Annotated in this window: 11 protein-coding genes; 8 read left to right on the forward strand and 3 right to left on the reverse strand. The window is 68.1% G+C overall.

Going from position 1 to position 12042, the window contains the following annotated elements; translation table 11 throughout:
• Positions 1-12: 12 nt before the first annotated feature.
• Positions 13-993 carry a cation diffusion facilitator family transporter gene (locus AC5QAB_RS09585; RefSeq protein ID WP_032958024.1) on the reverse strand — a complete coding sequence of 327 codons (981 nt, stop codon included), beginning with the start codon at positions 991-993 and terminating at the stop codon, positions 13-15.
• Between the two features lie 183 nt (positions 994-1176).
• Entirely contained in the window at positions 1177-3426 is a 2250-nt protein-coding gene (locus AC5QAB_RS09590; RefSeq protein WP_495233364.1) for a TonB-dependent siderophore receptor, read from the reverse strand.
• Between the two features lie 287 nt (positions 3427-3713).
• Between AC5QAB_RS09590 and AC5QAB_RS09595 the strand changes: the two genes are divergently transcribed.
• A complete protein-coding gene (locus AC5QAB_RS09595) occupies positions 3714-5129 on the forward strand; it encodes a GGDEF domain-containing protein (RefSeq protein WP_032958025.1) in 1416 nt (471 codons plus the stop codon).
• Positions 5130-5224: 95 nt separating this feature from the next.
• Here AC5QAB_RS09595 and AC5QAB_RS09600 read toward each other — a convergent pair whose 3' ends face one another.
• Positions 5225-6427, reverse strand: coding sequence for an MFS transporter (locus tag AC5QAB_RS09600; RefSeq protein WP_495233365.1), 1203 nt, complete (start codon positions 6425-6427; stop codon positions 5225-5227).
• A gap of 89 nt (positions 6428-6516) precedes the next feature.
• Here AC5QAB_RS09600 and AC5QAB_RS09605 point away from each other — a divergent pair, with 89 nt between their 5' ends.
• The 7 genes from AC5QAB_RS09605 (at position 6517) to AC5QAB_RS09635 (ending at position 12033) form a co-directional block, all read left to right on the forward strand.
• Entirely contained in the window at positions 6517-6966 is a 450-nt protein-coding gene (locus AC5QAB_RS09605; RefSeq protein WP_197561352.1) for a winged helix-turn-helix transcriptional regulator, read from the forward strand.
• Between the two features lie 73 nt (positions 6967-7039).
• Positions 7040-8167, forward strand: a complete 1128-nt coding sequence (locus AC5QAB_RS09610; protein WP_197561351.1) for a metallophosphoesterase — start codon at positions 7040-7042, stop codon at positions 8165-8167.
• Positions 8168-8300: 133 nt separating this feature from the next.
• A complete protein-coding gene (locus tag AC5QAB_RS09615; RefSeq protein WP_014646433.1) occupies positions 8301-8984 on the forward strand; it encodes a response regulator in 684 nt (227 codons plus the stop codon).
• Positions 8981-10360 (forward strand): sensor histidine kinase, encoded by a 1380-nt coding sequence (locus tag AC5QAB_RS09620; protein WP_049419408.1) that lies wholly within the window; start codon positions 8981-8983, stop codon positions 10358-10360. Before AC5QAB_RS09615 ends, AC5QAB_RS09620 begins: the two co-directional genes overlap by 4 nt.
• 80 nt (positions 10361-10440) lie before the next feature.
• The gene (locus AC5QAB_RS09625; protein WP_197561350.1) at positions 10441-11277 is read left to right on the forward strand and encodes an alpha/beta fold hydrolase; all 837 of its coding nucleotides are present in this window, start codon (positions 10441-10443) and stop codon (positions 11275-11277) included.
• A gap of 1 nt (position 11278) precedes the next feature.
• Positions 11279-11638, forward strand: a complete 360-nt coding sequence (locus AC5QAB_RS09630) for an EamA family transporter (RefSeq protein WP_032958030.1) — start codon at positions 11279-11281, stop codon at positions 11636-11638.
• Positions 11635-12033 carry a DMT family transporter gene (locus AC5QAB_RS09635; protein ID WP_032958031.1) on the forward strand — a complete coding sequence of 133 codons (399 nt, stop codon included), beginning with the start codon at positions 11635-11637 and terminating at the stop codon, positions 12031-12033. Before AC5QAB_RS09630 ends, AC5QAB_RS09635 begins: the two co-directional genes overlap by 4 nt.
• Positions 12034-12042: the final 9 nt, after the last annotated feature.

The raw sequence follows: 12042 nt of genomic DNA on the forward strand, positions 1-12042 counted from the left end.
TTCCATTTTCATTCAATGATGCACGTGGCCGCGATGGCCCTGCGCGTCCTCACCGTGGTCGTGGCCTTCATGGCCCTGCTGCGCGCCGCCCTTGGCCGACGCCGGTCCAGCGCAGGCTTCACCACAGTGGTCCGCTTCGATCTGCAGCGTCACGTGCTCGATGCCGAAGTCATCGTGCAGGCGCCCGCCCAGCTCACGGCGCAGCGCATCGGCGTCGGTGCCGTCGCGCATCACGATGTGCGCGGTCAGCGCCGGCGTGCTGGAGGCCAGCGCCCACACATGCAGGTCATGCACGTCCAGCACCGCAGCATGACCGGACAGGCTGTCGCGCACCTTGGCCACGTCCATGCCCTTGGGCACGCCTTCCAGCAGCACGTTGATCGCCTCGCGCATCAGCACGTAGGTGCGCGGCAGTACCCACAGGCCGATCAGCACCGCCAGGATCGGGTCGATCGGCTTCCAGCCGGTCCACTTGATCAACAACGCACCGGCGATCACCGCCACCGAGCCAAGCATGTCCGCCCACACTTCCAGGTAGGCGCCCTTCACGTTCAGGCTCTCGCCGCTGCCGGCCTGCAGCAGGCGCATCGAGATCAGGTTGATGACCAGGCCTGCGGCGGCGATCACCAGCATGCCCGAAGATGCGATCTCCTGCGGTTCGCGGAAACGACCGATCGCCTCCCACAGGATGTAGGCGGCGACCACGAACAGCATGGCGCCGTTGATCATCGCGCCCAGCGCTTCCAGGCGTGCATAGCCGTAGGTGCGGCGCGCGTCCGGCGGGCGTCGGCTCAACCGCACCGCGACCAGCGCAATCATCAGTGCCAGTGCATCGGTGGCCATGTGTGCCGCGTCGGACAGCAGCGCCAGGCTGTTGGTCCAGAACGCGCCCACCACCTCGATGACGAGGAAGGTGGAGGTCAGGCCGAGCGCCCACCACAAGGGTTTCTCGTGGCGGATCTGGGATGGCAGGTGATCGTGGTCGTGGCCCATGGCAACAGCTCCTTTGCGATGCGGTGCAGGCTACGCCGTGCTGGCGGGGGAGACTATTACGGTGTTTATAACATTGCAGGCACGCGGCGCCGGTGTCGCCGGGCAAGGCCCGGCGCTACCGGAGCGTGGCCGGCAGCGCCTGGCCTGGCCTGGCGACCGCAGCGGACCGGCGTCCGCGTGCGGTCAGAACCCGAAGCGCAGGCTGGCCCAGTAGGCGCGGCCCGGTTCGTTGTAGGTCGCCGCACCGGCATCGCTGCTGTTGGCCTCGCGGAACAGGCGCTTGTCGGCCAGGTTGTTCACGCCGAAGCCGAAGCTGACGGTCCCGGTCACCCTGTAGCGCGCGCTCACGCCCCAGATGTTGTAGGCACCGCGGTCCTGCAGCGCGATCGAGGGATCGCAGCTGCCGGTGCAGCGCGGATCATTGTTGATGTTGGCGGTGGCCGGTTCCTGCTTGCCGTAGAACGTGCCGGTCAGCAGCACCGACAGCTTGTCGGTGGCCTGCCAGTCCAGCATCGTGTTGACGGTGTACTTCGGGATCACCGACAGCGGCTGGCCGGTGCTCTTGTTCTCGTTTTCCACCATGTAGGTGAAGTTGTTGCTCCATTTCAGGCGGTTGCCCTGCTCGCCCAGCAGCGGGATCACCAGGTTGCCTTCAAGCCCCTGCACGATCGCCTTGGGCGCGTTCTCCCAGCGGAAGATGCGGCCCTTGGTGTCGGCGGTCAGGCCAACTTGGGTGTAGCCGGCCTGGATCTTGTCCTTGTAGTCGTTGTGGAAGTAGGTCAACGAGGCCTGCCAGCCGCTCTGCGGTGCCCACTCGATGCCCAGTTCCTTGTTCAGGCTTGTTTCCGCCTTCAGGTCCGCGTTGCCGCGCATGTAGCAACCGGCACCCAGGCTCGGCAGTGCATTCGGGCAGCCGTTGCCACGGGTGTAGTACAGATAGTCCGGATTGGACTGGTACAGGTTCGGCGCCTTGAACGCGCGGGCGATGCCGCCCTTCACCACCCAGTCGCTGTTGATGCGGAACTGCGCATTGAGGCTGGGGCTGGTGTTGTTGCCGAACTGGCTGTGGTGGTCGAAGCGCAGGCCCGGGGTGACGATCCAGCGCTCACCCAGGTAGATGTTGTCTTCGACGAACACTGCGGTGGTCTGCGCGTCGGCCTTGCCCCGCGCGCGATCGGCCGACAGCCCCGGGATGCCGCCGCCGCTGCTGCTGGACTGGCTCATCGAGTACGGGTCGGTCAGGCGGCTGTCCAGGTATTCAAAGCCCAGCGTCCAGATGTTCTCGGCGCTGCCCAGCGAGGTCGGGAAGCTCACTTCGCCATCCAGCTGGTAGTTGCGCAGGCGCGAGGTCGACCAGTCGGTGCCGTTGAAGCTGCCTTCCGGGCCACCGGCCAGGCCTTCATTGATGCGCGAGTTGTTGACCGCTTCCACCGCGGCGGTCACCCGCGAGGTCACGTCGCCCCAGCGGCCGCGATGGGTGATCGCGCCCGTGTTGCGGTACATGCGGTTGGTTTCCGCTTCGCCTTCGGCCAGCGCCGCCAGGTTAACGCCGGTCGAGGTACCGGTAGTGCTGACCGCGCGGTCACCGGCGTAGATGTTGCCCTGGCGGCTGGTGCCGGCTTCGAACTCCACCACCTGGTCGGTGGTGATGTCCCAGCGCAGCAACGCGTTGACGTCGCGGTTCTTGACACCCTCGCGGCCAGCCGGTGGCACCGCGTTCGGGTTGGTGGCGTACTGGCGGTTGAGGTCCAGTGAGTCGGCGTCGGTCTTGTTGACGTTGCCGTACAGGCGGAACGACAGGGTGTCGGTCATCGGCCCGCTCAGCTGCAGGCCGACGCGCTCGCTGCCGCCTTCGGCGCTGTGCTCGGGCACCAGGCCATACAGGTCGACCGCTCCGGTCAGGTCGCCGGTCGGGCGCTTGGTGATGATGTTGACCACGCCGCCGGACGCACCGGAGCCATAGCGTGCCGCCGCAGGGCCGCGCAGCACTTCGATGCGCTCGATCATTTCCGCCGGCACCCAGTTGGTATCACCGCGGGTATTGCGCTCACCGCTACGGCCCATGCGCACGGCGTCACGCGCACCGATGCGCTTGCCGTCGACCAGGATCAGGGTGTTTTCCGGCCCCATGCCACGCAGGTCGATCTGGCGGTTGTTGCCGTACTGGCCCGATGCGCTGTTGCCGGTGAGGTTGACGCCCGGCATGGTGCGCAGCAGTTCGGCGATGTCGTTGGCCGGCGGGCGCTTGGCGATGTCCTCGGCGGTGATGGTCGAGGTACCCAGTGCCTGGCGGGCAATCTGCGAGGCGGTGACATGCACCGTGTCGATATCGGTGGCATCGGTTCCGGCCTGGGCGGTCAGGGCGCTTCCCGCCAGCAGGGCGGCAACGGCGAGCGCCAGCGGGCGCGGCGAAAGGACAACGGCAGGAGACATGGTCTGGACCTTCTGGCAGGGCAACGGGGCCTCTGGCAAAGGGCTTGAGGCAACGACGAGGGGGGAGGCGGAGCGTCGCTGCAGTCGCCTGCGGGCCGATCCGTGCGCGCATTCTCCCATCAATGCGAGTGATTCTCAAATGCGTTCACTCATTGCCGCCGCGGCGCCGACGTGCTTTGCGCGCCGTGCAACCCTGCATCGCGCATAAACTGACCGGCCAACCCGCCATCAACCGTGCGCCACCGCGGCCGATACCCGTGGTTTGCCGTACGCAGTCAGAGATCGACGTGGAACCACCCCAACTGGACGATGCCAGCCAACCGCTGGCCGAGGCCTGGCAGCACTGCCTGCAACAGGCCGGCCCTGCCGCCACCGCGCTGCTGCACGCCGCCGCCGCCGATGCCCCGCCGGCGCTGGCCCAACGCTTCTACGAGGTACTGCTGCAGGACGGGCGTGCACGCCGCTTCCTGTCCCACGATCAGGTCAAGCAGCGCCTGCAGCCGGCCATGCAGCGCTGGCTGGTGCAGTTGCTGACCACCAATGCCGACGGTATTGCCGGCGCCGTTGCCTCGCAGCGGGTGATCGGCGATGTGCATGCCCGGGTCGGTATTCCGGTCGACCTGGTCACCCGCGGCGCGCGCGTGCTCAAGCACGAACTGTTCGTGCGCCTGCACGACGACGCGCCCGACAGTGCCACTGCGTTCGCCGCCATCGACTGCCTCAGCGCGATCATGGACATCGCCATGGAAGGCATGACCCTGGCCTATACCCATGCACGCGAGCGCTCGACCCGTGCCGATGCTGCGTACCGGCTGTTCTCGCTGGTGCAGAACGTCGGCACCGAACGCGAACGCCAGCGCGCACTGCTGCTGGACTGGGAGAACGCCCTGCTCTACGCGCTCGCTGGCCACGTACAGGCCAGCGACAGCGCCAGCCTGGCCACTTCCGAGTTCGGCCTGTGGTTCACCCACAAGGGCATCCCCAGCTTCGGCGAGAGCAGCGAGACCCGGCAGGTCGGCCAGCTGATGGCCCGCATCGACAGCAACCTGCAGCGGGCGAGCAACGATGCCCCGGCACAACGACTGGCGGTGCTGCCGGCCATCCGCGAGGACCTGGCCGCCATCCGCACCCTGATGACGCTGCTGTTCGAGCGCATCGGCGAGCTGGATGCCGGCAGCGATGCGCTGACCAACCTGCTCAACCGCCGCTTCCTGCCTACCGTGCTGCGCCGGGAGATCGAGCTGGCCACGCGCAACCGCACGCCATTCTCGCTGCTGCTGCTCGACCTGGATCACTTCAAGGCGATCAACGACGGCCACGGCCACGACGCCGGGGACCGCGCGCTGCAGCACGTCGCCGGCCTGCTCGGCCAGCTGACCCGCGGCAGTGACTACCTGTTCCGCTATGGCGGCGAGGAGTTCGTGGTGGTGCTGGTCGCGGCCAGCGAATCACAGGCCGCGGTGATCGCCGAAAGCCTGCGGCGGCAGATCGCGCAGTCACCGGTGGCATTGGCCAATGGCCAGGTACTGGCGCTGACCGCCAGCATCGGCGTAGCCGGCCATGACGGCCACCCGGACTACGAGCGGCTGATGGCACGGGCCGATGCGGCGATGTACGAGGCCAAGCGCAGCGGCCGCAACCGCGTGGTAGTGGCCAGCGCGGACCTTGAGGAAGCACCGGGACGGCGTGCACTGCAGCGATGACGACAGGACAGGTAGAGTCGACCGCTGGTCGACTATCGCGCGCAGCGCGGGATTTTTCGCACGCGGGGCGAAGAGCAGTCGACTGACAGTCGACTCTACCGACAGTCGGCTCTACCGGTCCGCGCGCCAGCCGATGCATTGGACGCCACCACCCGCCATGCTGCCCACCACAGCAGCGCCAGCGCCGCGATGCCTGCACCCAGCAGGCACACCGCAGGCCAGCCATGCCGGGCCTGCATCCAGGGCCCGGCAGCCGCACCGGCACCACTGCCCACTGCATAGAACAGCATGTACAACGCCACCAGGCGCCCATGCTGTTCTGCCGGTGCACGCAGCAGCAGCGCCTGGTTCGATACGTGCAGTGCCTGCCCACCGAGGTCGAGCACGATCACGCCCAGCAGCAGCAACGACAGCGACTGCGGCAGGCCCAGCAGCGGCCACCACGCGGCCAGCATCAGCAGCAACGCGCCAAGACTGACCCGACCGGCGAAACCGCGGTCCATCCAGTGCCCGACACGCGCCGCCATCAAGGCGCCCACTATGCCGGCCAGGCCCAGTGCGCCGATGGCCGCGGTGGACCACTGCAACGGCGGCGCCGACAACGGCAGCGGCACCGCCGCCCAGAACACGTTGAGGCCAGCAAACAGCAGCAATGCCAGCGGCCCACGCTCGCGCAGCGCGCGGTCCCGGCGCAGCATGCCCCGCATCGAACCCAGCAGTTCGCGCCAGCGCGGTGGTACCGCCGGCACCGGCACCGCCGGCAGGCGCCGCCACAGCAGCACGGCCAGTGCCGCCATCAGCGCTGCCGACAGCAGATAGACCGCCCGCCAGCCGACGGTGGCCGCGACCGCGCCCGATACAACGCGCGCCAGCAACAGGCCGATGAACACGCCGCCCTGCACCACGCCCACCAGGCGCCCGCGCTGCTCGGGCGGCGCAAGCGTGGCGGTATAGGCGATCAAGCCCTGGGTCAGCGCGGTGCCCAACAGCCCGGCCAGCAGCATGCCCGACAACAGCCAACCGGCCGTGCGTGCCGCTGCCAGCCACAGCAGGGCCAGCACCAGCGCCATCAACTGCATCCGCAGCAGGCGTCGCCGGTCACCGCGATCGGCGAGCGGCAGCAGGCCCAGCAATGCCAGCACACTGCCGGCCTGGGTTGCCGCCAACACTGCGCCCGCCACGGCACGGTCCAGTGCGAAGGCCTGTGCCAGCCGATCCAGCAGCGGTTGCGCGTAATAGACGTTGGCAACGCTGGCGCCGGCCGCGACCGCGAGCAGGGTCAGCAATGGGCGGGACATCGATGCGCTCATGATGTAGTTGCAATTTGAAACTTGATGCAGGCTATCGTCATTGGTTTTAAACTGCAACCACATTCGGAGGCGACAGCATGCACGCCAACAGTCCCTGCCCCGTTGCCCGCAGCGCCGACCTGCTCGGTGATCGCTGGGCACTGCTGGTGATCCGCGATGCCTTCGACGGCGTCACGCGCTTTGGCGACTTCCAGCGCAGCCTCGGCGCGGCGCGCAACATCCTCAGCGATCGCCTGCGCAGGCTGGTCGAGGCCGGCATCCTGCAACTGCAACCGGCCTCCGATGGCTCGGCCTACCAGGAATACGTGCTCACCCACGCCGGCCAGGAACTGTTCCCGCTGCTGGTCGCGCTGCGCCAGTGGGGAGAACGCCATCGCTTCAGCGCCGGTGAAGCCCATTCGCAGTTGATCGAATCCAGCACGCGGCGACCACTGCCCTACATGCAGCCACACGGGCGCGACGGTCAGCCGCTGCAGGCCGCCGCCACCCGCGTGCGCAAGCTCAAGGACGACCGGCGCGACGCCTGATCCGCCCATTCGCGCACACCACGATCCGGCCGCGCCGGTTAGCATCGGAGGTTTCCGCCGCCGGACGCCGCCGATGCCGCGCTATCGCCCTTCCCTGCTGACCGCCCTGCTGTTGCCGCTGCTGGCCTGCGCCACAGCCACCACGCAGGCCCGCGAGGTTGCCGCGCCCGCCGACCACGTGCAGGCCGATGGCCCCTATGTGTTCCGCCAGGGCGACCAACTGCAGGCCAAATGGATCTGCGACGACAAGGTCGAGTCGCGCTCGCTGGCCATCAACACGACGGGCACCGATATCGCGCCGCGCTGTGGCTACGAACACACCGTGCACGTGGCCGCGCCGAATGCTGCCTCGGTCTCCGTGCTGCCGGCCGCGCCGCGCATCGTCGCGCTGTCGGACATCCATGGCCAGTACGGGTTGCTGGTGCGCCTGCTGCGCGCCCACCAGGTCATCGACGCCCAGGATCGCTGGGCCCTGGGCAAGGACACGCTGGTCATCGCTGGCGATGTATTCGACCGCGGCCCGCAGGTGACCGAGGCGTTCTGGCTGCTGTACGGCCTGCAGCAGCAGGCCGCCGCCGCCGGTGGCGCAGTGCACTTCGTGCTCGGCAACCACGAAACCATGGTGCTGTACGACGACCTGCGCTACGTCAACCCGAAGTACCTGCGCAGCGCCCAGCTGCTGGGCCGCAGCTACCCGCAACTGTATGGCGCCGACTCGGTGATCGGGCAGTGGCTGCGCACCCGCCCGGTACTGCTGAAGATTGGCGATACCCTGTTCCTGCATGGCGGCATCTCGCCCGAAGCGGTGCAGCTGGCGCTGGACCCGGCACGCACCAATGCGGCCTATCAGGCCTCTCTGGGCCTGCCCAAGGCCGAAGTGAAGGCCGACCCGGCCACTGCACCGCTGTATGACGGCAAGACCAGCCCGATCTGGTACCGCGGCTACTTCGATGGCCGCCTCGACACAGCGGGGGTACAGACCGTGCTCGACCGCCTGCAGCTCAAGCGCATCGTGGTTGGCCATACCTCGATGCCACACGTCAGCAGCTTCCACGGCGACCGCGTGATCGCCATCGACAGCAGCATCAAGAACGGCGAGAACGGCGAACTGCTGTTCATCGAGGATGGCAGGCTCAGCCGCGGCCTGCTGGACGGCTCACGGGTGCCGCTGGTACTGGGTGAGCCGGGCCTGCAGGACTGAATGGCGGGACAGCGCGACGGCGTCGGGAGGTGCCGGCGCGCTCCACCTTCACCCCGTTTGCGGCTACCCTCGGCAGCCGAGAGGCCCACCCTGTCCATCCGCTGGGCCCGACCGTTACAGGAGCCTCCCGCGCATGCGCGTTCTGATTGCTGAAGACGACCCGGACATCGCCTCCGGCCTGTGCGCCTCGCTGCGCCGGCAGGGGCATGTGGTCGACCACGTCGACAACGGCGCGCACGCCGACGCCGCGCTGGGTTCGACCCAATACGCGCTGCTGGTGCTGGACCTGGGCCTGCCGCAGCTGGATGGCCGCGACGTGCTGCAGCGCCTGCGCCAGCGCGGCGATGGCCTGGCGGTACTGGTGGTGACCGCCCGCGACGGCCTGGCCGAACGCGTGCGCGTGCTCGACCTCGGTGCCGACGACTACCTGGTCAAGCCATTCGCACTGGACGAATTCGAAGCCCGCGTGCGCGCACAGCTGCGCCGCGTGACCAGCAATGGCAACCCGGACCTGCGCATCGGCCGCCTGCGCATCGATCTGGCCGGGCATCGGGTGTGGATCGACGACCAGTCGCTGGAACTGACCGCACGCGAGTTCGGCCTGCTGTCGGCACTGGCGGTACGCGCCGAGCGCATCGTCTCGCGCGCACAGCTGGTGGAGGCGCTGTGCGACTGGGGCCAGGACCTGACCGACAACGGCCTGGACATCGCCCTGCACCGCCTGCGCCGCAAGCTGCAGCCCGGCGGCATGGGCATCCGCACCGTGCGCGGACTGGGCTACATGCTGGAAGACGCGCAGGACGACAGCGCCCCGTGATCAGCGGCCCCCCCAGCCTGCGCCGGCGCCTGCTCGCCTTCCTGGCGTTGCCGATGCTGGGCCTGCTTACCTTCAATACGATCCTGGCCTATTACGTTGCGTTGGATTATTCCAACCGCATCCACGACCGTAACCTGATCGACGACACGCACTCGTTCGCGCAGATGCTGAGCACCATGCCGGTGACCAGCGACCTGTCTCCGCAGGCGCGCTTCCTGATCGAGTACGACCCCGACGGCCATCGCTATTTCAACGTCGACAGCAGCCGCAAGGGCACCCTCAGCGGCAATGCGGACTTCAGCCCGTATGCCCCTTCTCAGGACTGCACCGGCGTGCATCCGGCCCTGTACGACGGCAACCTCAATGGCCAGCAGGTGCGCATGGCCACCGTCTGCACGCAGGCGATGAACGATCCGCAGGACGAGCTGGCGGTGACCGTGGCCGAAAGCATGGCCGACCGCCGCCAGCGTGCGCGCGAGATCCTGATGATCATCATCCCGCTGATGACCATGCTGGCGCTGGGCACCGCAGCGCTGGTCTGGTTCGGCGTGACCTACGGCCTGCGCATCCTCACGCCGCTGAGGACCCGCCTGGCGCAGCGCCGTGGCGAACTGGCACCGATCTCCGACGCCGACGTGCCGGAGGAGATCCAGCCGCTGATCAGCACCATCGACGATCTGTTCGCGCGCCAGGCGGAAATGATCACGCTGCAGAACCGCTTCATCGCCGATGCCGCGCACCAGCTGCGTTCGCCGCTGGCCGGCATGGCCCTGCATGTGGACCAGGCGCTGGCCCATGGTGACCCGGACACGGTGCGCGAGGCATTGCAGCACATCCGCCGGCTCAACCAGCGCACCGCCCGGGTCAGCACCCAGCTGCTCGCACTGAGCCGGGCGCAGACCGTGCCCGATACCGTGGAGGCACTGGACCTGTGCGAGCTGGTGCCGCAGTGGGTCGGCATGCGCGTGCCCGAAGCGATCCGCGATGGCATTGATCTTGGCTACCGCGGCAGCCCCCACCCGCTGCGCGTGCTCGGCAACGGTGCCCAGCTGCAGGAAGCACTGGACAACCTGATCGACAACGCGCTGCGCTATGCCGGCCGCGATGCGACCGTCACGGTCGGCGTGCATGCGCTGGATGACAATGACGTCGAACTGTACGTGGAGGACAACGGCCCCGGCGTGCCCGAGGACGTGATGCCACGGCTGGGCGAGCGCTTCTTCCGAGCGCCTGGCACCGCAGCCAGCGGCACCGGCCTGGGCCTGGCCATCGCGCACGAAGCGGTGGAGCATTCCGGCGGCCGCCTGACCTTCCTCAACCGCGCCGGTGGGGGCCTGAAGGTCGCCATCACACTGCCGCTGCTGAAGGCCCCCTGACCCGTACCGGGGCGCTGAAAGGCTGGCGAAAATCGCGCTTGCGATCCTGACCATCCCCACTGCCGTCCCGGAGCCGCCAGGTGACCGAATCGCACGACTTCTTCCTCCCCGGTGGCCCGCAGGGCGTGCTGCTGGTCCACGGCCTGACCGGCACCCCGGCGGAAATGCGCATGCTGGGCAAGGGCCTGAACAACGTCGGCTTCACCGTACACGGCGTGCAGTTGCCCGGCCATTGCGGCACCGTGGATGACCTGCTGGCGACCACCTGGGAACAGTGGTACCAGGGCGTGGAAGATGCAGCGGCGAGCCTGCGTGGCAAGGTCGACCAGTTGTTCGTCGGCGGCCTGTCGATGGGCGCGGTACTGGCGCTGGCGCTGGCTGCACGCCGCCCCGAATGGGTGTCCGGCGTCGGCGTGTATGGCGCCACCTTCCGCTACGACGGCTGGAACATTCCCGCCGTGGCCCGCCTGTCGTTCCTGCTGCCCTGGTTCAAGCGCTTCAACATCGGCCGCGACCGCATGTTCATGGAAGAACCGCCCTACGGCCTGCGTGACGAGCGCCTGCGTGCGCAGGTCAGTGCCGCCATGCTGTCCGGCGACAGCGCCGCGGCCGGCCTGCCGGGCAACCCCTGGCACGCGCTGGCCGAGATGCGCGCCCTGAGCAACTGGACCCGCCGCCACCTGCACCAGGTCACCGCACCGTGCCTGGTGATGCACGCCCGCGAAGACGACGTGGCCAGCATGGGCAACGCCGAACTGGTGATGTCGAGGGTCAGCGGCCCGAAGGAACTGGTGGTGCTGGAAGACAGCTACCACATGATCACGATCGACCGCGAACGCCGCGAGGTGATCCGCCGCAGCGCGCGTTTCTTCACCGAAATCAGTGGACGCAGCGGCGTGCTCAAGGCGGTGGCCTGAGATGGGGGCACTCGCCACGCTGCTGTGGCTGGCCAATGTGGTGCTCGATACCGGTGGCCAGCTCGCCTTCAAGGCCGCCGCCAGCGACCCGCAGGATGGCGAAGGACTGCAACGCTGGAAACACATGCTCAGCCGCCCCTGGCTGTGGATCGGCATCGCCTGCTACGTGCTTGAGTTCGTTGCCTGGATCGCGTTCCTGTCATTGGTGCCGCTGTCCAGGGGCGTGCTGCTGGGCTCGATCAACATCGTTGCGTTGATGATCGCCGGCCGCATCCTGTTCCGCGAAAAGCTCACGCCATTGCGGGTGACCGGCATGCTGCTGGTCACGGCGGGCGTGGCGGTGGTGGGGGCCGGCTCATGAGGCGCCTGTATGTGATCGGCTTTCCCCTGCTGATGGCCTTCGACACGCTGGCCCAGCTGTGCTTCAAGTACGCCGGTGACGCCGCGCTGCCGGTCGAGGCCAACACCGCGTGGCTGTTGCGCGTGCTGTCGCAGCCGTGGGTGTACGGCGCGGTCCTCGGCTACATCGGCGCGTTCTTCACCTGGATGAGCCTGCTGCGCCATGCGCCGATCGGCCCGGCGTTCGCGGCCTCGCACCTGGAGGTGATCAGTGTGCTGCTGCTGTCGGCCTGGCTGCTGAAAGAGCCGCTCACCCTGCACCACCTTGTCGGTGCGGTACTGATCGTGGCTGGCATCGTCTGCCTCGGCCGCGCCGAAGCGGATGATCCGCACAGCCCCGCCGACAGCACTTCGTGAGCGGGCTGC

This window comes from Stenotrophomonas sp. YJH_SMC_127, from assembly GCF_059372445.1.